This is a genomic window from Paenibacillus sp. J31P190, assembly GCF_059692075.1.
This window is the reverse complement of the sequence record NZ_JCAUAS010000001.1, coordinates 316,365-335,705: the sequence shown is the minus strand read 5'-3', so window position 1 is coordinate 335,705 and position 19,341 is coordinate 316,365. Positions and strand designations below refer to the sequence as shown.

Annotated in this window: 20 protein-coding genes; 11 read left to right on the top strand and 9 right to left on the bottom strand. The window is 46.6% G+C overall.

Annotated features, from left to right (window positions below):
- Positions 1 to 115 precede the first annotated feature (115 nt).
- On the bottom strand, positions 116 to 1,006 hold the full coding sequence (locus tag AC58U0_RS01455; protein ID WP_497377232.1) for a LysR family transcriptional regulator: 891 nt from the start codon (positions 1,004 to 1,006) through the stop codon (positions 116 to 118).
- Between the two features lie 174 nt (positions 1,007 to 1,180).
- Here AC58U0_RS01455 and AC58U0_RS01450 point away from each other — a divergent pair, with 174 nt between their 5' ends.
- From AC58U0_RS01450 to AC58U0_RS01430, 5 genes are read left to right on the top strand one after another with little or no spacing between them, the layout of a single operon-like run.
- The gene (locus AC58U0_RS01450) at positions 1,181 to 2,560 is read left to right on the top strand and encodes a GntP family permease (RefSeq protein ID WP_057302477.1); all 1,380 of its coding nucleotides are present in this window, start codon (positions 1,181 to 1,183) and stop codon (positions 2,558 to 2,560) included.
- 24 nt (positions 2,561 to 2,584) lie between these two features.
- Complete coding sequence (locus tag AC58U0_RS01445) at positions 2,585 to 3,370, top strand: 3-hydroxybutyrate dehydrogenase (RefSeq protein WP_497377231.1); 786 nt, start codon at positions 2,585 to 2,587, stop codon at positions 3,368 to 3,370.
- A 41-nt stretch (positions 3,371 to 3,411) separates the two neighbouring features.
- On the top strand, positions 3,412 to 4,119 hold the full coding sequence (locus AC58U0_RS01440; protein ID WP_060645863.1) for a CoA transferase subunit A: 708 nt from the start codon (positions 3,412 to 3,414) through the stop codon (positions 4,117 to 4,119).
- On the top strand, positions 4,116 to 4,796 hold the full coding sequence (locus tag AC58U0_RS01435) for a 3-oxoacid CoA-transferase subunit B (RefSeq protein ID WP_497377229.1): 681 nt from the start codon (positions 4,116 to 4,118) through the stop codon (positions 4,794 to 4,796). Before AC58U0_RS01440 ends, AC58U0_RS01435 begins: the two co-directional genes overlap by 4 nt.
- Complete coding sequence (locus AC58U0_RS01430) at positions 4,789 to 5,973, top strand: acetyl-CoA C-acetyltransferase (protein WP_497377228.1); 1,185 nt, start codon at positions 4,789 to 4,791, stop codon at positions 5,971 to 5,973. The genes AC58U0_RS01435 and AC58U0_RS01430 overlap by 8 nt, the downstream gene beginning before the upstream one ends.
- Positions 5,974 to 6,057: 84 nt before the next feature.
- Here AC58U0_RS01430 and AC58U0_RS01425 read toward each other — a convergent pair whose 3' ends face one another.
- The 7 genes from AC58U0_RS01425 to AC58U0_RS01395 form a co-directional block, all read right to left on the bottom strand.
- Entirely contained in the window at positions 6,058 to 6,957 is a 900-nt protein-coding gene (locus AC58U0_RS01425; protein WP_497377227.1) for a fumarylacetoacetate hydrolase family protein, read from the bottom strand.
- 132 nt (positions 6,958 to 7,089) lie between these two features.
- Entirely contained in the window at positions 7,090 to 7,863 is a 774-nt protein-coding gene (locus tag AC58U0_RS01420; protein ID WP_497377226.1) for an SDR family NAD(P)-dependent oxidoreductase, read from the bottom strand.
- 14 nt (positions 7,864 to 7,877) lie between these two features.
- Positions 7,878 to 8,627 carry an IclR family transcriptional regulator gene (locus AC58U0_RS01415; RefSeq protein WP_497377225.1) on the bottom strand — a complete coding sequence of 250 codons (750 nt, stop codon included), beginning with the start codon at positions 8,625 to 8,627 and terminating at the stop codon, positions 7,878 to 7,880.
- An 880-nt stretch (positions 8,628 to 9,507) separates the two neighbouring features.
- Entirely contained in the window at positions 9,508 to 10,188 is a 681-nt protein-coding gene (locus tag AC58U0_RS01410; RefSeq protein ID WP_171648161.1) for a TIGR00266 family protein, read from the bottom strand.
- Positions 10,189 to 10,222: 34 nt separating this feature from the next.
- Entirely contained in the window at positions 10,223 to 11,422 is a 1,200-nt protein-coding gene (locus AC58U0_RS01405) for an MFS transporter (protein ID WP_497377224.1), read from the bottom strand.
- A 97-nt stretch (positions 11,423 to 11,519) separates the two neighbouring features.
- Positions 11,520 to 11,762, bottom strand: coding sequence for a hypothetical protein (locus AC58U0_RS01400; protein WP_497377223.1), 243 nt, complete (start codon positions 11,760 to 11,762; stop codon positions 11,520 to 11,522).
- A gap of 80 nt (positions 11,763 to 11,842) precedes the next feature.
- On the bottom strand, positions 11,843 to 12,721 hold the full coding sequence (locus AC58U0_RS01395) for a helix-turn-helix transcriptional regulator (RefSeq protein ID WP_497377222.1): 879 nt from the start codon (positions 12,719 to 12,721) through the stop codon (positions 11,843 to 11,845).
- A 155-nt stretch (positions 12,722 to 12,876) separates the two neighbouring features.
- On the opposite strand from AC58U0_RS01395, the gene AC58U0_RS01390 reads away from it, so the two are divergent.
- From AC58U0_RS01390 to AC58U0_RS01375, 4 genes are all read left to right on the top strand, one after another.
- Positions 12,877 to 14,271 (top strand): MATE family efflux transporter, encoded by a 1,395-nt coding sequence (locus tag AC58U0_RS01390; RefSeq protein ID WP_497377220.1) that lies wholly within the window; start codon positions 12,877 to 12,879, stop codon positions 14,269 to 14,271.
- The gene (locus AC58U0_RS01385; RefSeq protein ID WP_497377219.1) at positions 14,264 to 14,722 is read left to right on the top strand and encodes an ArsR/SmtB family transcription factor; all 459 of its coding nucleotides are present in this window, start codon (positions 14,264 to 14,266) and stop codon (positions 14,720 to 14,722) included. The genes AC58U0_RS01390 and AC58U0_RS01385 overlap by 8 nt, the downstream gene beginning before the upstream one ends.
- 114 nt (positions 14,723 to 14,836) lie before the next feature.
- A complete protein-coding gene (locus AC58U0_RS01380) occupies positions 14,837 to 15,292 on the top strand; it encodes an SRPBCC family protein (RefSeq protein WP_497377217.1) in 456 nt (151 codons plus the stop codon).
- Between the two features lie 36 nt (positions 15,293 to 15,328).
- Positions 15,329 to 15,763, top strand: a complete 435-nt coding sequence (locus tag AC58U0_RS01375; protein WP_497377216.1) for an SRPBCC family protein — start codon at positions 15,329 to 15,331, stop codon at positions 15,761 to 15,763.
- A 387-nt stretch (positions 15,764 to 16,150) separates the two neighbouring features.
- On the opposite strand, the gene AC58U0_RS01370 is transcribed toward AC58U0_RS01375, so the two are convergent.
- The gene (locus AC58U0_RS01370) at positions 16,151 to 17,056 is read right to left on the bottom strand and encodes an ArsR/SmtB family transcription factor (protein WP_497377214.1); all 906 of its coding nucleotides are present in this window, start codon (positions 17,054 to 17,056) and stop codon (positions 16,151 to 16,153) included.
- A gap of 166 nt (positions 17,057 to 17,222) precedes the next feature.
- Between AC58U0_RS01370 and arfA the strand changes: the two genes are divergently transcribed.
- Complete coding sequence (arfA, locus tag AC58U0_RS01365; protein WP_497377213.1) at positions 17,223 to 18,734, top strand: arabinosylfuranosidase ArfA; 1,512 nt, start codon at positions 17,223 to 17,225, stop codon at positions 18,732 to 18,734.
- A gap of 238 nt (positions 18,735 to 18,972) precedes the next feature.
- Positions 18,973 to 19,287 carry a c-type cytochrome gene (locus AC58U0_RS01360; protein ID WP_057302493.1) on the top strand — a complete coding sequence of 105 codons (315 nt, stop codon included), beginning with the start codon at positions 18,973 to 18,975 and terminating at the stop codon, positions 19,285 to 19,287.
- Positions 19,288 to 19,341: the final 54 nt, after the last annotated feature.

Below are 19,341 nucleotides of genomic sequence, written 5' to 3'. Positions count from 1 at the left end.
CTTCTCGTTTTTCAAAACAAATATCGAGTTGCTCTTTTTTCGGATTCGATGATACACTAAGACGCGAAATCAGATTAAACGGGGGAGCGACTCATGCAGGCTATGCGAACGTACGTCAATTCTCTGTCTCTGACAACTCTTGACTAAACGAAATAAACTCACGCATCGCGTAAGAGACGTAATGATCCTTAGGCCAAATAATGACTAAATTCCAGGGAATAGATGGCTCTGTTAAAGGCAGCGTAAGTACTTCGGGACAAGTGATTTTACTGCAAATCGTCTCGGGTATGATAGAAATGCCTGCATTCGAAGCCACCATTTCAGCCAATAGGTCCCATTGTGAGCTTTCGTAGACAACGGAAGGATCGAATCCAACGGATCGACAGGCATGAATGACATGGTTTCGAACGGCATAGCCGCTAGGAAACAGGATAAAGGGTTCATTTCTAAGCTGCAAAAGAGATACGCTGGATTGTTCAGCTAGCGGATGGGAACGATGGATGATGAGCGCTAATTTTTGAAAGAGGAAAGGCAAGGTTTCAAAGTTAGACGTGTCTACTGGGCCAACCACCACACCGAGATCAAGCTTTCGGTTTTGCACAAGGCTTTCTACATTCTTAGCGCCTTCTTCGACAAGTTGGAAATGGATATTCGGATGTTTAATTTGGAACTTTGCGATTACTCTTGTAAAGAAAACGGAACCAACTACCGGGGGTAACCCTATGGTGATGGTTCCTTTTTTAAGGTTGGAGACATCATCTAATAAGTGTTGAAGATCTTGGACAGCCTGAACGATAACTTGAATCTGTTGAACGGCGATCTCTCCAGAGTCCGTCAATTGAACATATTTACCTGAACGATCAAATAAAGAAACGCCTAGTTCTTCTTCTATATTTTTCACCATTTTACTCAGTGTGGGTTGTGTGAGGTGAAGGGCTTCGGCCGCTTTGGTAAAATTCATGTGTTTTGCAATTTCAAGCAGATAAGTTAACTGGCGTAAATCCAAAGGATCATCCCTCCCCGACCTATAACATTTTTTCATGATTGTCATTCCAAATATGAATTTTACCTCTTGCGAATCTGCATGTAAACTGAAATTAATCCAAATGTAATGTAAACAGTTCATTCATACCAAACAAGTTGGAAGCGCTTTACAAATGATGATAAAGGAGAGCAAAACATGTTTATTGAGATTGTAGCGATTGTGTTATCCTTAGGCCTGCTGATGTTTTTTGCTTACAGAGGCTATCCTGTCATCGTGTTTGCACCTATTTTCACCTTGCTGGCTGTATTGATATCGGGAATCGCTTTAATGCCGAGCTATACAGAAGTGTATATGGTGAACGCAGCAAATTATGTGAAAAACTTTTTCCCGATTTTCCTATTGGGAGCTGTGTTCGGTAAAGTGATGGAATTGAACGGTGCGGCATCCTCCATTGCGCAATCGCTAGTGAAGGCATTGGGCTCCAAAAGGGCGATGCTTTCCGTTGTTCTTGCTTGCGGTATCTTAACGTACGGCGGTGTTTCTTTATTTGTGGTAGCGTTTGCAGTGTACCCTTTCGCTGTTTCGATCTTCCGAGAAGCGAATATTCCAAAGAGATTGATTCCCGGTACGATTGCTTTGGGAGCGTTTACGTTTACGATGGATGCGCTGCCAGGAACACCTCAAATTCAGAATATTATTCCTACAACTTATTTCGGAACGGATTCTTATGCGGCTCCAATCCTTGGTATTATCGGCGGTCTTATCGTATTTGGCTTAGGGCTGTTCTGGTTGGAACGCAGACGCAAACAAGCGGAAGCTGCTGGTGAAGGCTATGGTTTAGGACATAAGAACGAGCCTGAAGGGCTAGACAATCAGAAATATCCAAATCTCTGGGTGTCAATCATCCCATTGGTGCTGGTCCTGCTATTTAACTATTTGCTGAGCAGAGGTTTCTTAACGGTAAACAACTGGTATTCAGCTGAGCTTTTGAAAACGTTTAATATTGCCAACGTGAAAACGGTATCGTCCTCATGGGCATTGATCGTGGCCTTGCTCATCGGTATTCTGTCTGCGATCTGTATTAACGCGCGCGTTGTTCAAAGTAAATTGGCAGCGGGTTTGACGGCTGCAGCTATGGGAGCGCTGCTCGCTATTTTTAACACAGCATCTGAGGTAGGCTTCGGTAATGTTGTCAAAACCCTCCCAGGATTCAAAGCTATTCAAGGTTGGATTCTAGGCTTAAGTTCTCATCCGCTTATCTCGGAAGCCATTTCTGTCAATATATTGGCCGGTGTTACGGGCTCCGCATCAGGTGGGCTGTCCATCGCCTTGGAAGTCATGGGTAAGCAATATTTGGCCGCAGCAACTACAGCAGGGATTAGCCCGGAATTGCTGCACCGAATTGCTTCGATGGCATCAGGCGGTATGGATACGCTCCCTCATAATGGTGCAGTCATCACACTCCTTGCCATTACAGGACTCACACATCGACAATCGTATAAGGATATTTTCGCAATTACGGTTATCAAAACAGTAACGGTTCTCGTGCTCGCGATCATTTTATCGATTTTTTAACAGTTCAAGATGGAGGTATGCGCAATGACTAGGTTCTTGGAAAATAGAGTCGCTTTGATAACAGGGGCTGCAAGCGGTATTGGTCTTGAAATCGCTCGCACTTATGCACGGGAAGGGGCCAAAGTGGTCATTTCCGACATAAATGGTGAGCAAGCGAATCTGGCAGCGCAGCAGTTGCAGCAAGAAGGCTTTGAAGCCATAGGAGTCAAATGCGATGTAACACAGGAGCCGCAATTTGTAGAAGCTATTGAAACCGCGGTTCAAACCTATAAACGGCTGGACATTCTCGTCAATAACGCAGGACTGCAGCATGTTGCACCTATTGAGGATTTCCCTGTAGAAAAGTTTGAATTCATGCTGAAGGTGATGCTGACAGGTGCTTTTATCGGAATTAAACATGCTTTCCCAATCATGAAGGAACAAGGCTTTGGTCGGATCATTAATATGGCTTCGATCAACGGAGTGATTGGATTTGCAGGCAAAGCTGCCTATAACAGCGCAAAGCACGGGTTGATTGGCTTGACGAAGGTAGCAGCACTGGAAGGTGCTGCTCATGGCATTACGGTGAACGCGCTGTGTCCGGGATATGTAGATACACCTCTTGTTAGAGGACAGCTGCAGGACTTGGCGAAAACGCGCAATGTTCCTTTGGAAAGTGTCCTTGAAGAAGTTATTTACCCTTTGGTTCCACAAAGACGCCTTTTAGCGGTAGAGGAAATTGCTGACTATGCGATGTTAATTGCAAGCGATAAATTACGAGGGGTTACGGGAGCTTCACTATTAATCGACGGCGGTTACACGGCCCAGTAGAGATAGATCAACCTAGGGATAGGAATAGGAGATGGATCATCATGAATAAAATATGTTCTTCCATAGAGGAAGCTATAGCGGATATTCGTGACGGAGCCACGTTGATTGTTGGCGGTTTCGGGCTTTGCGGGATTCCAGAGAATTTAATTGCAGCGCTTAAAGCGCAAGGGACCAAAGATTTATGCGTAGTTAGCAATAACTGCGGTGTTGATGATTGCGGCCTTGGACAGCTGCTGGCTAACAAACAAATCAAGAAAATGATTTCCTCCTACGTGGGAGAAAACAAAACATTTGAGCAGCAGTTCTTAAGCGGGGAGCTCGAAGTGGAGCTGGTCCCTCAAGGAACGCTTGCCGAACGAATTCGTGCTGGCGGAGCCGGTATTCCAGGGTTTTATACAGCTTCGGGCGTAGGCACTTTAGTTGCAGAAGGCAAAGAGCACAAAACTTTTGAAGGACGCACCTATTTGTTGGAAAAAGGGATTGTTGGTGATTTTGCCTTGGTCAAAGCTTGGAAAGCAGACCCGATGGGCAATCTAGTTTTCCGTAAAACCTCGCGCAACTTTAATCCGCTGGCAGCAGCAGCAGGGAAAGTGACGATCGTTGAGGTGGAAGAAATTGTGCCGGTAGGTGAGCTGAACCCAGACGATATTCATACGCCAGGTATTTATGTGCAGCGGATTGTGAAGGGTGCGTCCTATGAAAAACGGATTGAGCGTCTCACCGTTCGAAGTAAGGAGGTATCGGTATGAAAAACGACCGTTTAACGATCATTAAGTGTGCCGTTGAGGAAATTAAAGAGGGTATGTATGTCAATTTAGGCATTGGCCTGCCTACGCTAGTCGCCAATTATATTCCTCCGGAAATGACGGTTATGCTGCAATCGGAAAATGGGCTTCTGGGCATCGGTGCCTACCCCTACGTAGGAGAAGAAGATCCGGATTTAATTAATGCAGGCAAAGAAACGGTAACCGCTGTAGCGGGCGCTTCTTTTTTTGACAGCGCAGAATCGTTCGCTATGATCCGAGGCGGTCATATTGACTTGGCCATTCTGGGCGGTATGGAGGTAGCGGAGAATGGCGACCTTGCCAACTGGATGATTCCAGGAAAAATGGTAAAAGGGATGGGCGGCGCGATGGATTTGGTCAACGGCGCCAAACGGATCATTGTCATCATGGAACATGTGAATAAAGCAGGTGAGTCAAAGGTTAAAAAGGCATGCACCTTGCCATTGACAGGTAAAGGCGTAGTGAATCGTCTGATCACGGATTTAGCCGTTTTTGATTTTACAGCTGAGGGCATGTTGTTATCGGGCATACAGCCAGGTGTAACGATGGATGAGGTTCTCGCCAACACAGAGGCGCGTTTTACCATTAGTCCTCTTCTTCAAAATGAACCTCAGATAAGCAAAGGAGATCGTTATGAGTAGAGACGTCGTCATCGTTAGCGCAGTTCGTACAGCCGTTGGCAGCTTTCAGGGAGCATTGGCGGACATATCCGCTCCGCAGCTGGGCAGTACGGTTATCCAAGAGGCTCTGAAGAGAGCTAATCTGGCTGACAGCCAAGTAGACGAAGTCATCATGGGTAACGTGCTTCAGGCTGGACTGGGACAAAACCCAGCCCGTCAAGCTTGGCTGAAGGCGGGGTATTCGCAATTCGTTCCAGCGATGACGATTAACAAGGTGTGCGGTTCGGGCCTGAAGTCCGTCATGCTGGCGGCACAGTCTATCAGCCTCGGAGATGCGGATATCGTGGTGGCAGGCGGTATGGAAAATATGACGCAGGCGCCCTATCTGCTGCCTGGGGCTCGTTCGGGCCTGCGGCTTGGTGACAGCGCCATGGTCGATTCGATGATTCGGGATGGACTATGGTGCGCGATGTGCGATATCCATATGGGCATCACAGCTGAGAATATAGCGGAGCATCATCGCGTTACACGTGCAGAGCAGGATGAGTTTGCGGCGTGGAGCCAGCTGAAAGCGGAACAGGCGATTGCATCCGGCAGATTCAAGGATGAGATCGTGCCTGTTGCCATCCCGCAAAGAAAAGGCGATCCAGTGTTATTCGCGCAGGATGAGTTTCCTCGTGCGGGTACAACAGCTGAAGAGCTGGGCAAGCTCCGTCCTGCTTTCAAAAAAGAGGGAACGGTTACGGCTGGCAACGCTTCTGGCATTAATGATGGAGCCGCTGCGCTGGTTGTTATGGCTGCGGATAAGGCTAAGGAGCTTGGGCTTAAGCCCTTGGCTCGGATCAAAGGCTATGCGAACGCAGCTTTAGATCCATCTATGATGGGCATGGGACCCGTTGATGCGGTTCGTAAGCTCATTAGCAAATCAGGCGTTTCCTTAGATAACGTGGATTTGTTTGAACTGAATGAAGCCTTTGCTTCGCAGTCTTTGGCCGTCGGCCGTGAGCTGGGCATTCCACGGGAGAAATTAAATGTCAATGGAGGATCGATTGCCATTGGACACCCGATTGGTGCAAGCGGAGCCCGCATTCTGGTTACGCTGCTGCATGAGCTGGAGAAAAGAGATGGCAAGCTGGGGATAGCTGCTTTATGTATTGGCGGCGGGCAAGGCGTAGCGGTGTTGGTCGAGCGCGGATAAAAGGAGAAAAAGAGCAAGCCGCTGCGGCTTGCTCTTTGCTGTATAGTGGAGCTTTTGGATTCCGATTAAAAAAACGAAGGCTAGTTACTCACTAACCATGCGATTAGTCAGACTACCTAATTTCTCTATAGAAATCGTCACGACATCACCGTCTTTTAAGTATACGCGTTTATCAACTGGATCGCCGAGCACAACACCTTCCGGTGTACCCGTTAGAATGATGTCCCCTGGATATAACGTCATATGCTGAGAAATATAGCTGACAATTTCATCACAGTGGAAAATCATATCCGCCGTGTTCGAGTTTTGACGCACTTTGCCGTTGACCGTGGTGCTGATCTTGAGGTCATTCGGATTACCGACTTCATCGGCGGTCACAAGATAAGGACCGAGTGGGCTGAAGTCATCACACGATTTGCCCAGTAGCCATTGCGGTGTCCGCATTTGCAAATCACGCGCAGAAAGGTCATTCACGCAGCAGTATCCGTACACGTGCTCCAAGGCTTCTTCCTTGGGCACATATTTGGCCTGCTTACCAATAACGATCACTAGCTCAGCTTCATAATCGACTTCCTTAGTTACACGAGGCAGTGCAATGTCATGCCCGTGTCCGGTAAGCGTATTACTAAATTTGTTGAAAAGAATCGGGTATTGCGGGATAGCGGCATTCGTTTCTTCGGCATGCTTGCGATAGTTCAGACCAACGCAAATGATTTTGTTAGGATGCGTAACGCAAGGGCCGTAATTCAGAGTCTCTTCGCTCAGCAGCAAGGACGCACGATCTTCGCGCTCAAGTACAAGATTAACAAGGTTAAGTAATGCATCGTTAGCTGATGCCCCGCCATTAATGGCTTCATGAACAGTGGTAGGGACTGTGAATGCTGGCGACAGCTGTTTGACAGCTTGAACGACATCCAGCACGCCAAACTCGGTTTGGACGCCAAGGTTGAACGTATCATTTTTCTTAAAAGTAAGCAGTTTCATTAGAAAAACCTCCTGTATGAATGGATGAATGAGTAATGATTGAGTGATTGAGTGATTGAGTGATTGAATGATTGAATGATTGAATGAGTAAATGAGTAAATAAATGAATAATGCAGAATAGGGGCTGACTACTTAAGCGTTCTTGCCGAAAGTCACGCCTCCGTCAATATATAACGGTGAACCCATCATGAATTTGGAGTCGTCTGAAGCGAGAAACAATGCCGCTTGTGCGACATCTTCCGGGCGACCCAATTCGTTGCTTAGCTGTCTAGTTTTTAATGAGGCGATGGCGGCTTCTGGGTCGTCATAGGAGGTGCGGAGATAATTTTCTACGAATGGTGTTAAAATGGTTCCCGGCAGCAGCGCATTCACCCGGATGCCATAGGCGGCATAATCCACCTGCATGGATTTGGTCAATGCAAGGACAGCGCCTTTGGTTGCTGCGTAAGACGCCCGGCGGGCCAGACCTATTTCAGCGATACAGGAAGACATGTTAATAATAGAACCGGATTTGCGTGCCATCATATGTGGCACCACATACTTAGAAGGTAAGAATACACCTTTGACATTAACGCTCATGATGCGGTCCCAGGCGTCAGGTTCTAGCTCATGAAGCGCGCCTACACCGCTAATTCCGGCATTGTTGAAAAGCACGTCAATACGTCCATGTGTCTGTATGATTTGCTCAACCATCTGACTGACGGACTCTGCTTGGGTAACGTCCGCTTGTATGTACGCAGCGGCTCCGCCAGCCTCAATAATTTCATCCGCCGTCTCCTGTCCTTTGACGACGTCGAGATCGTTCACGATGACTTGCGCACCTTCTTGTCCAAATAAGAGAGCGGTGCTTTTGCCGATTCCTGATCCTGCACCTGTGATGAGAATGACTTTGTCTTGTAATCGCATGTGAATTCTCCTTTTTATTCGGATAGTTTATGAGCGAGCTTGCAAATTTCTTCTATACAGGACTGCTTTTTCTGCTCCCATTGAGGCAGCATCATGGAGCAGCTGACAGCGGCGATGACTTGGCCTTGGGCATTACGGATCGGAGCCGCCGCGCAGCTAAAACCAAGTACGGCTTCCTCCAGATCAAGCGCATAACCTTGTTGTCGGATTTGCTCTAAACTTTGCTTTAATACTTGTAAAGAGGTAATGGAATTAACCGTTAAATGTGGAAATGGTTCTTGGTCAGAAGGATAAAGCAAACTAATTTCCTCATCGCTCAGATCTGCGAGCATAGCTTTACCGAGTGCGGTGGCATGAGCAGGTAATCGCATGCCTGGTTCGGAGGCTAGTCTAACAGGCGTAAGCGCTTCCTCTTTGGCGGTATAGAGAACTTCCTTGCCATCTAATTTGGCAAGTTGGAAAGATTCACCCAGCTTCAGCTTCGATAGGGCTGCTTCCTTATGGAAGGACTCATTCAAGTCTCGCTGCTGCATGAAGGCATGGCCGAAACGAGACAATTCTCTTCCTAACCGGTAGGTTTCTCCGGTCTCCTTTTCGATCCATCCCAAGTTCTCCATGGTTAATAACAACGAGTACATCGAACTCTTGTTAATGGCGAGCGTTCGAGACAAGTCGATGAGCTTCAATTCACCGGGATGCAGAGAGATTTCTTTGAGGATCAGGTGTGCGCGTTCGATAGCCGGAACGCGGTATTTATCATCCAAGTAAGGGCCTCCTTGTTCGTAAAGCGATCGTTCAAATACATTGCGTTTCTGTTTTGTGGTTTTGTATATAAAACTAAGTTTATATGATAGAACCATTTTATCATATCATCGTCAAAAAAACGAGAACCCCCCGTGAGGAATTCTCGTTTTTTTTCTGTTGATCCTGGATGTGCGCTGCAGCGCCGCAAGGCGGTGGTCAACTTGCATCGGCTCAACCTATATGCGCGTCGTCCTTATAGGACGACGGAGTTGTTTATCCATGGCCGAAAAGATTAGGACAATAATCCAACTAGCTTCGCCGTTAATCCTTCGTGGAAAGTGGAGAATAGGTTACCTGCACATACATGTTGTACAACGTACAACAATTTCCTTTATTTCTTCCCGCTAAACTGGAGATGTTGTATTTGGTACAACAATTTAGCGGGGTTTCATGCTATACGGTTACTTTTAGGCAGAATTGTTGTATGTTCTGCAACATTTGGGCGAGTTGGCACGGTTTTGCTTGTGTAAAGTTGTAGAAAATACAACATTTGCAAGTGTAGAATCCAAAAGAAGCTCTAAGAGAAAGCTCCAAAGAAAGCTCAAAAAGAAGCACTTAAAGAAAGTTCCAAAGAAAGCTCAAAAAGAAGCACTTAAAGAAAGTTCCAAAGAAAGCTCAAAAAGAAGCTCCGAAGTAGTTTTGTGAACAAATTTATACTATCGATGAAGTTACTCCATCTAATTTAGCTCGCAAGTTACTCTAAACACGGGGGCGGATACCATTGCACCTATCTGCTGCCCCGAATGAACTGCTTGGATGCCATAACATTTATCTAGCTGAACTGCTGGATACCATAGCACTTATCTACCACCTAGATTGACTGTTCGGGTTTCATTGCACCTATCTGCCACCCGGAATGAACTGCTTAATCCACCCGCCGAAACCCTGCGGGTTCCTCGTTTGAATAAGCACGACACCTTCGCCGCGGAATCGGCAGACAACGCCCTCGCCGCTCGTCAAACTGGATAACCAGCCTTTGGCCGCTTTTTCAATCGTATACTGCGTATAATCCGGCCAAGCGACGAGATGCCCGTTATCGATGATCACTTCTTGCCCTGGAGCTAGATTAATGGCATGAATAGCACCGTAGGAGGAAAGGAAGACGGTGCCTTTTCCGCTAATTTCAACAATGAAAAAGCCCTCGCCTGACATAAAGCCGCTCATCAGGTTTTGCATTTTCGTATTTACCTGAATGCCGGATGTTCCAGCAAGAAAGCCATCTTTTTGCACATACAGCTTGTAGGATCCGTCTAGCTCAACGGCTTCAATGTCGCCAATGACAGTAGGTGCCAGTAAAACCTCGCCCGATCCTCTGGTTGGAGTTAGTTCTTGGAAGAAGAATTTCTCGCCGCTCAGCATTCGGCCTAAACCGCGCATGAGACCGCCCTCTACGGTTCCCTTGAGTTCGATATTGGGTGACATAGAGACCATGGCTCCAGCTTCCGCCTTGATGTTCTCGCCTGCTTCAAGCTCTACCTTCAACATAGGAAATGCGCCTTTGTATAGAATTTCGTGTTTCATAGTGATCCTCCAATTTTATAAGTAGTGGTAAGTGTTAAGCTGGTTTCGAATGGGGATGATGTTCTAAACTGCGATTCGTATAGACGAATCCAGCACAGAGCAGTAAAATGCCCATCGTGACATAGAAGACGGATGTGAAACCATACGCTGCCGCAAGATGGCTGCCAATTAAGGGGCCAATCAGATTGCCTAGGAACAGCGATGAGGTATTAAAGCCGTAAGCGGTCCCTTGAATCTGAGTAGGCGCTAGCTTCATGACCAACGCGTTCAGAGAGGGAATCATGCCGCCGATGAACAGCCCGAGCAGGAACCTGCCGACTAGGAGCATAGTGATGCTAGTGGCAAAAGCCTGCGGGATGAAGGCAAGTGCCGCCATTGATAAGGCGATAACAAGCGTTTTGCGCTGACCGATTCGGTCGCCGAGTCTCCCTAAGGATGGGGCGCCGAACAAGTTAGCGATGCCGGTAATCGCAACGATTAGACCAGCGAACAGCTCCAAGTGGCTGCCCGAATATAAGGTCTTCGCGTACACTGTCACAATCGGCTCGATGCTCATCATGCCGATCTGTGTGATCAGGGAAGCAGCGAAGACTGGGAGCAAAGGCCGAAACAGCCGCCAATCGGTGCGCTGTCGTTCTTTTTTCTTAGAGGGAGGCTTACGCTCCTCTTTAATGAAAATCATGACGATAATGCTCGCGCAGAGCATGAGCCCTCCAGTGAAGAAAAACACATGGCTGTAACCGAAGAAACCTGCCAGCAAGCCTCCAAGCAAAGGGCCGATGAGCGATCCGGCGATAGCTCCCGTTTGTAAGGTGCCGAGCGACTTGCCCGAATGCTCCGGCGGTGTAACGGAAGCTTGAAGAGACACCGCCATAGAGATGAAGCCGGAGAAGATACCGTTGAGCAGCCGCAGAGACAGCAGCTGCCAAGGTGATGTGACGATGCCCATGAGTGCTGTCACAATCGCCATTCCGAACCCGGCGCGAAGCAGCATGATTTTACGTCCGCGACGATCCGCGATAGCGCCCCAGAGCGGTTGTGTGAGAAACGATGTGATGAACTGTGCAGCGACAATCCAGCCTGTCCAACGTACAATTTCGCTAAGATCTTGAACCCCAAGTTCTCCGATATATAGCGGTAGGAAAGGAAGAACAAGATTCATGCCGCACATAACGGAGAAATTAGCACCCCATAGAATCCATAGTGACTTTTTCCAATGTAAGGGGGAGGGCATGGTCGAAGGCTCCTTATCATTTTTTTCCAGTATAACATAAAAAGAGCTATCCCCAAGCGGTCACGGCCGCAAGGAGGATAGCTGCTGGGGAGAAGGTTTATTGATTCATATTCGACATCATTGCGCCGAAGAAGAGGACAAAGAAAATAAAATAGAGACCGAGTCCGATGAGAGCCCAGATTAAGCTTGCTTTGGCATAATTAGATTTCGAAGGGTTTTCTCCCTTACTGAATGCCCACACGAATAGCATCACAATATTCACAAGTGGAATGGCAAGGAGCAGGATTGTAATCATCCAATCTTTTACACTTAGGACAGGTGCATGTTGCTGATCTTCCATATCAAGTCAACTCCCTCTAAGTTATATAAGTTAACTGTATTGTGAAGTTAGCCTATATATGCCTTCGAGTTGTTCGTTCATTATCCCCGTGAGAACTGCTGCCTGTACTTGCGAGGAGAGATACCTTCCATTCTGGTGAAGCAGGTGGCAAAATAGGCAGGCTGTTCAAAACCCACCTCTTCTGCGACATGCGCGACGGGAAGATCGGTTTGAAGCAGCAGCAGCTTAGCCTGCTGGATCCTTAATCTAAGCAGATATTCCGTAGGGGAGCAGCCATACTCTTTTTGCATGCAGCGTGCAATGTAAACAGGGTGGAAGTTGACATGATCGCCGAGCTCTTTGGCTGAAACAGGCGCTTTGTAATGCTGCCTTAAATAGGCCGCCGCTTTTTCCGCGCAAGCCTTGGAAGGTGAAGGTTGATCGTTGTCCGTGGAAGCGGAAAGCTGGCGCAATAGCTCATGAAAAAGCTGCTGCTGCGCAAAACGGACACTGCTCTGATGAGCGCTTGGCTGCAGCTGCTGAAGCTGTTCGAACAGGTCATAGGTTTTTTCTGGCTGCACAAGTGTTGTATATTGGGGGATCCGAATCGTAAAGGGCTCTACAGCAAATGGCTCAATTGGGGTTTGTGTTGGGTCTTCCAGAGGTATAGGTTGGACTGTATGGTCTACCATAGCCCATGGTCCTCCTGCGTGGAAATGCATCCAATAAGTACCCGTCAGTTCGGAACAGACTTGTGTAGCGAAATGATAGCTGTCCGGCCTTAGAATAACGGCTTGTCCAGCTGCAACCTCGAACCTAGCATCTCCCTCGCCTATATAGAAGCAGCCCGATGTGGTGATTAGTAAATCAAATACTTGGATATTGCGTCTGCTCGGATGTTTGCTGCCTTTGGATATCGTGCTGAAACCGCTTGTAATGTAGTGCGGCAGCGGAGGGACAGTCATTTCGATAAAAGCCATCGGAGTCACCTTTTCATCTCTTGAATGGAGGTTGGAATTTTGAAACTTTAAGTTGCAATACTCATACTTGGTGTCAACTATAGCATCTATAATTTGAGCAGACAACAAAGTTTCATTTATACAAAAAGAGAGATAATAATCGGATGGTGAAAAACATGGTCAAAGAGAAAAATAAGTTTACACTGTGGCTTCTAGCTTGGCCTATTTTCGTCGAATTGCTGCTGCAATTGCTTTTGGGTGCCGTCGACACCTTAATGGTGAGCCGTGTATCGGATGATGCGGTGGCGGTGGTCGGTTTATCGAACCAACTGTTCCAAGCGATGATGATCTTATTTATGACGGTTGCGAGTGGCGCAGGGATTTTGATTGCTCAGAAATTAGGAGCCAAGCAGAATGAATCTGCACGGACCGTTGCGATTATGGCTGTAACTGTCAGCGCAGTGATAGGCAGTATACTGAGTGTGATTCTTTATATGGAGGCTCGCCCTCTAGCTAATCTCTTCCACTTGGAGGAGCGGCTGCTTCCTCTGGCTGAAACCTATATCTCCATTGTGGGGAGCGGTATGGTTTTAACGGCTTTGACGGCTGCTCTCAGCACCGTGATTCGGAATACAGGGAACACCAAGGGGCCGATGATAACGGCGATTGGTATGAATGTTATACACATCGTGTTTAACTACGGATTTATATATGGAGAGCTCGGATTTCCTCAACTGGGTTTAACAGGTGTGGCCATTTCGACACTTGTGAGCAGGCTGCTAGCGACGTGTTTGCTGCTGTTTATGTTCGTTTCTGCGTTCGAGCGGAGGATGGAGTGGAGGGATCTAATCGTATTCAATCGAAAGCTGTTTGGCAACATTTTGAAAATAGGTTGGCCGCTCGGCGTGAACATGTCTTCCTGGGTATTGACGCAGTTGACCATTTACACATTCCTAGCCACAATGGGAGCCAAGGAATTGGCGGCAAGAACGTATATGAACACGCTCGAGTCGATTTGTTTTATGTTAGGCTATTCCATTGCCTTAGCGGTTCAAATTCAGATTGCCCATCTGTATGGAGCCGGAAAAATCAAAGAAGCTTATAAGAGCGGTTATCGAGGAACATGGATTGGACTCGGTTTGGTTGGATTCAACAGCATCATTCTCTTTCTCATCGGCAAAAGCTTTCTCGGCTTCTTCACCTCAGACGCGGATATTATCAAGCTGGGACTCTCATGTCTGGTGCTGACACTTATCCTGCAGCCAGGGAGAATGCTCAATATGGGCTTCGGTAATGCGCTAAGCGCGGTAGGCGATACCCGTTACAATATGATTATCTCTCTGTTTTCGATGTGGGGAGTGGCCGCAGGCCTTTCTTATGTCTTGGGTTTGCACATGGGCTGGGGACTTGCGGGTATTTATGTTGCCATGATTTGCGACGAATATTTGCGCGGCATTCTCGTCGTCATCCGTTGGCGCCAGCAGAAGTATTTGCGACGGGCGGAGGCGCGGGATAAGAGCGGTGCTGCTTCAGGTAGCAGTGAGGCTGCAGGTATGGGCATGCATGCGTAGGTTAGTTGGGCGAACAACACAATTTGAAAGGCACGGGATTGCTCTTCCGTGTCTTTTTGTGTTTCGAGAATGGAACGAACAGGCGGAATACACCAATAAGCCAAATTTGACATGCAGACAAAAGGTTGCATATAATGATGGCATGGATAAAGTATTTAAAGCTCTTGCTGATTCAAGTCGAAGACAACTCCTTGACGAGCTCTTCCAGAAAAATGGTCAGACCTTAAATGAACTATGCGAACATCTTGAGATGACGCGCCAATCCGTAACTAAACACCTGCTTATATTGGAGGAAGCGAATCTTATTCTTATTGTTTGGCAAGGCCGAAATAAAATTCATTACCTAAATGTGGAGCCCATCGGAGAGATTTATGACCGCTGGATCAGCAAATATGATCGTGATCGTATCGAAGCATTGCGTGAGCTTAAAAAGCAGCTAGAAGCGGAGTGACTCTGAGAAAGCTCAAAGATTCCCTCTAGCGGAGAGACTTTGAGAAAGCTCAAAGATCCCTGAATCGGAGAGACTTTGAACAAGCTCAAAGATCCCTATATATGGAGGGTTAAAATGACTGATGCAGCATTTGTTTATGTAACTTACATCAAGACGACGCCGGAAAAGCTTTGGGAAGCTTTGACAAGCAGCGATTTTACCGAAAAATACTTCTTCGGAAGCAAAATTCAATCGGACTGGCAAGAAGGCTCTAACGTCACCTATTCGCGGAATGGACAAGTCACCGATCATGGAATCATACTAAAGTGCGAGCCGCATCGTTTACTTTCTTTTACATGGAACATGGTAGGAGATAAAACCACTCGTAAGCAGCCGTCGCAGGTTACCTTTGAGTTGAAACCGCTGGATTCGACAGTCAAACTAATACTTAGGCATGAAAATCTGGCATCTGCGGACATCGTGGATAGAGAAGATACCTTTGAGGGATTAAATAATGGATGGCCAGCTATTCTGAGCAACTTAAAAAGTTTACTTGAAACAGGGAACACTTTGCCACCCATTTCTCTTTAACCAATCACAGTTACATCGAAAGAGAGTTGATTTAGGATGAACAACCTAACGAAATTTAAAATAGTTAAGCCCGTTAATGAAGTATTTGAAGCTCTTATTGATCCTGTGAAAATGTCTAACTATTGGTTTTCTTCGGGTTCTGGAAGATTGGAGCAAGGCAAGACAATTACTTGGAGATATGATGAATACGATGCACAAGTGGATATTAAAGTATTGGAAATTGAGTTAAATAAGAAAATTGTTTTCCAGTGGGGTGCAACCGATGATGGACATGTTGTTACGATTACGTTGAAAGAGTTAGATAATTCGAGCACCGTTATTGAAGTTAACGAAGAGGGTTTTAATGAAAATGATGAGGATCTTATCCGTCAATTGATAGATAATAAAGAAGGTTGGGTTTATATGTTGAGCTGCTTAAAGGGGTATTTGGAATTTGGTGTGAATCGATTAAGAGCAGCAATTGTGAGATGACTGTCAAAAGATGGTCTGATGAAGGTCAAAAAAGAAGCACATCAAGTTCAAAAGAGCCTATGGGCTCTTTTTCACTAGTCCCGATTGCAATAGTAAGCCACCCGACTCTAGTTAGCGGAACGTCGATTCGTTATTTTAGGAAATCTGAGCTAAAAACCGAATAAGAGGAGCGTCGGTGCTCTATTTGTTCATATGAACGACCCGGAGGCAAAAAAACGCGAAATAACGCATCGTCGTTCCTCTTCCTCATGCTATCAGGTGTTTTTTATCCAAATAGAGCATCGACGTTCCCTCGGGGCAAATACTTAACATAGTTAAGTAAGGGTAGCGAGACATTATCCCAAAAAGCGGCTTGGGACAGCCTCTTATTCAAATACGGTTAGTCTCCTACCTGCGGTAGGTGCGAAACAGAATATCACGGTTGTAGTTGCCAAACCCTTCACCATACAAGGTCAAACCGCCGACATGCGCGGCATGGCTAGGCACCTCGAGCCGCAGTGTCCACTCGTTGCGGGACATGGGGATATCCTTGATCGAGACAGCCGATAGCTGTTGTCCGTCAAGAAACGTTCCCTGTTCAGTGACCCGAATGATCTTCAACCAACCATATTGGTTGATTGAATCCGGCCACCAGGCAGGGGTGAGCTGGCCGCGGCCTTGTCCCGAATCACCGGGACTCGTCCAATAGCCAAGCAGCATATCATTGACGTAAAAATGAATGTCGGATGGCCAGTTCGCTTCAATTCCTGGTGCTTCGGAGCCAATTTCTAGCGAAATTTCGATTTCTTCAAGCAGTTGACCGGGCAGCACATAGTTCGGAATGCGATACTCCACGAAGCCGCTGCCGAACCAAAGAATCTTCGCATGCATCCGCTCCGGCTCGAAGAAGAAGCGCGGATCATCATATTGACCAATCACATGATCAGCCGTAGCCAGACCGCAGGTTGGATGTACATCGAAGCGTGTGTAGTGGCCAACCGGAATCGCCACTTCATCGAACGCTCGCTGCTGCTCGATTGGCTGCGGAAGCCGCATTTCAATGTGAGAGACGGCCAATTTGCACATTTTGTGCGTGCCGCCTTGCTTGCGAACTAAATCTGTCTGAATAAGTCCTCCAGCCTCGAGCTTTTTTACATGCATAGTTACAATGGCGCTGCTTAATCCGAGCATATGGGCTAATTCCTTGACATTCATCTCTTTCTCAGCAAGCAGCTCCAGTATCTTAAGCCGCACATCACTTGCCAGCGCTTCATACAAAGGCAGCCATTTGCGGTCTGTTGTCGTTTGGATCATTGGAACAATCTCCTCATAAGTAGACTAGTTAATGAAAATGTGAATTCAACAGAAAGCAGATAAAAAGCTTGAAATCATCTTCTGATTATTGTTTAATATAGTCAATAGCATTATAAATATATTAATCGATTCATATTTTTATTAATTATACTACGAGGTGAAAGCGATGTCTATGAAAGCGAGTATGATTATTGACAAAGATTTTAAAATCGGAGAAGTAGATTCTCGTATTTATGGCTCATTTATTGAACATTTGGGACGCGCTGTCTATGGCGGAATTTACGAACCTGGACATCCGCAAGCGGATGAGCAAGGCTTTCGAGCAGACGTACTAGAGCTGGTAAAAGGGTTGGATGTTCCGATTGTTCGTTATCCGGGTGGTAATTTTGTATCCGGTTACAACTGGGAGGATGGCATTGGACCGTTAGAAGGACGTAAGAAGAGACTTGATTTGGCATGGCGCACCATTGAACCTAACCTAGTTGGATTGAATGAATTCATGGACTGGTGCCGCAAAGCCAATACAGAAGCCATGATGGCCGTTAATCTGGGGACTCGCGGTCCTGATGAGGCAAGAGATATCATTGAATATTCCAATATCAAAGGCGGTACCTACTGGAGTGATTTACGGATCACGCATGGTTACAAGGCACCCCATAACATCAAAACCTGGTGTCTAGGCAACGAAATGGACGGCCCTTGGCAAACAGGCAGCAAAACTGCCGCGGAATACGGACGCGCAGCCTGTGAAACGGCCAAAGTCATGAAATGGGTCGACCCGTCGATCGAGCTTGTTGCGTGTGGCAGTTCCAGTCTGAATATGCCGACTTTCCCTGATTGGGAAGCGACAGTACTTGAGCATACGTATGATCATGTTGATTATATTTCCCTGCATCAATATTATGGCAATCGTGATAAGGATTCAGCCAATTTCCTCGCACAATCTATGGGCATGGATCGGTTTATCCATACAGTGATCTCGACGGCAGATTATATTCAGGCCAAAAAGCGCGGTAAGAAGAAAATCAACTTATCCTTCGACGAATGGAATGTGTGGTATCACTCTAACGATGCGGATCGCAAAATAGAGCCTTGGTCCATCGCGCCGCCACAGCTCGAAGACATTTACAACCATGAAGATGCCTTGTTAGTTGGCTGTATGCTTATCTCTATGTTGAAGCGTGCGGATCGTGTGAAGATGGCTTGTTTGGCACAACTCGTTAACGTCATCGCACCGATCATGACCGCGAATGGGGGAGCAGCGTGGAAACAAACAATCTACTATCCTTACTTGCACGCCAGTGTGTTTGGACGAGGGACTGTTCTTGTGCCGCTGATCAAATCACCGAAATACGACGCGAAGGATTTTACAGATGTGCCTTACTTAGAGGCTGTAGCCGTTCATAACGAAGACAAGTCCGAAGTGACGATCTTTGCAGTTAACCGTCATCTGGAGGAAGCACTTCCTTTGGAGCTGGATCTGCGCAGTTTTGGTGAATGCAGAGTTATCGAGCATATCGTTCTGGAGAACGATGATCTGAAAGCCTCGAATACCATTGATGCTCAGGATCGGGTGAAGCCTCACACAGGAGGTAATGCGGCCATATCGTCAAACAGCCAGATTCAAGCGATACTTGGCAAAGCATCGTGGAACGTCATTCGGTTGAAACTAGCTTAAAGAGACGAAAAATGACATTGCAAACATAAATAAGACATGGTCTGGGCTAACGCTCCAGCCATGTCTTTTATTTCATCCAGCCCGCATAATCAATTTGCGTAATGATTTCCAAATGTTAGAACCGATAAATAGCCTCATTAAGCAACATAATAACGGTGAATAGCGCTGCTCCTTTATTTTACAATCTATGCTCTGGTATGATGAGAGAAATATAACAGATTGAAGGAGTTTCGCGCGTATGAAATTAAAGCTGTTTGGTGTAATTGTTCTGGCCCTCGGTTTATCGGCCTGTGGAAATAAACAAAATGAAGCGCAGTCGGCGGCGGTAAAAGTGGATGTTCCTAAGATTTATCAAAATTTCTGCATCTCATGTCATGGTAATCAATTACAAGGCGGACAAGGCCCTAATATCCAAAAAGTTGGAGAACGTTTAGATGAAGCGGAGATCATAAAGCGCATTCAAAAGGGTGGTGGCGGAATGCCGCCGTTCCAAGTGGCACTGAAAGAGGAAGAATTGAAGGCGTTGGCATCATGGCTGGCCGGGCTCAAATAATGGATTTATTTGGTAAAACTAAGGTTCCTTTAAGGTTAGCTACATAATTTCTTC

What these genes read in the sequence shown, in the direction of transcription:
- AC58U0_RS01390 (WP_497377220.1), top strand. Translation starts at nt 12,877, where the DNA reads ATGGTCAAAGAGAAAAATAAGTTTACACTGTGGCTTCTAGCTTGGCCT.
- AC58U0_RS01375 (WP_497377216.1), top strand. Translation starts at nt 15,329, where the DNA reads ATGAACAACCTAACGAAATTTAAAATAGTTAAGCCCGTTAATGAAGTA.
- AC58U0_RS01405 (WP_497377224.1), bottom strand. Translation starts at nt 11,422, where the DNA reads ATGCCCTCCCCCTTACATTGGAAAAAGTCACTATGGATTCTATGGGGT.
- AC58U0_RS01400 (WP_497377223.1), bottom strand. Translation starts at nt 11,762, where the DNA reads ATGGAAGATCAGCAACATGCACCTGTCCTAAGTGTAAAAGATTGGATG.
- AC58U0_RS01445 (WP_497377231.1), top strand. Translation starts at nt 2,585, where the DNA reads ATGACTAGGTTCTTGGAAAATAGAGTCGCTTTGATAACAGGGGCTGCA.
- AC58U0_RS01380 (WP_497377217.1), top strand. Translation starts at nt 14,837, where the DNA reads ATGACTGATGCAGCATTTGTTTATGTAACTTACATCAAGACGACGCCG.
- AC58U0_RS01425 (WP_497377227.1), bottom strand. Translation starts at nt 6,957, where the DNA reads ATGAAACTGCTTACTTTTAAGAAAAATGATACGTTCAACCTTGGCGTC.
- AC58U0_RS01440 (WP_060645863.1), top strand. Translation starts at nt 3,412, where the DNA reads ATGAATAAAATATGTTCTTCCATAGAGGAAGCTATAGCGGATATTCGT.
- AC58U0_RS01370 (WP_497377214.1), bottom strand. Translation starts at nt 17,056, where the DNA reads ATGATCCAAACGACAACAGACCGCAAATGGCTGCCTTTGTATGAAGCG.
- AC58U0_RS01395 (WP_497377222.1), bottom strand. Translation starts at nt 12,721, where the DNA reads ATGGCTTTTATCGAAATGACTGTCCCTCCGCTGCCGCACTACATTACA.
- AC58U0_RS01385 (WP_497377219.1), top strand. Translation starts at nt 14,264, where the DNA reads ATGCGTAGGTTAGTTGGGCGAACAACACAATTTGAAAGGCACGGGATT.
- AC58U0_RS01410 (WP_171648161.1), bottom strand. Translation starts at nt 10,188, where the DNA reads ATGAAACACGAAATTCTATACAAAGGCGCATTTCCTATGTTGAAGGTA.
- AC58U0_RS01450 (WP_057302477.1), top strand. Translation starts at nt 1,181, where the DNA reads ATGTTTATTGAGATTGTAGCGATTGTGTTATCCTTAGGCCTGCTGATG.
- AC58U0_RS01430 (WP_497377228.1), top strand. Translation starts at nt 4,789, where the DNA reads ATGAGTAGAGACGTCGTCATCGTTAGCGCAGTTCGTACAGCCGTTGGC.
- arfA (WP_497377213.1), top strand. Translation starts at nt 17,223, where the DNA reads ATGTCTATGAAAGCGAGTATGATTATTGACAAAGATTTTAAAATCGGA.
- AC58U0_RS01435 (WP_497377229.1), top strand. Translation starts at nt 4,116, where the DNA reads ATGAAAAACGACCGTTTAACGATCATTAAGTGTGCCGTTGAGGAAATT.
- AC58U0_RS01420 (WP_497377226.1), bottom strand. Translation starts at nt 7,863, where the DNA reads ATGCGATTACAAGACAAAGTCATTCTCATCACAGGTGCAGGATCAGGA.
- AC58U0_RS01360 (WP_057302493.1), top strand. Translation starts at nt 18,973, where the DNA reads ATGAAATTAAAGCTGTTTGGTGTAATTGTTCTGGCCCTCGGTTTATCG.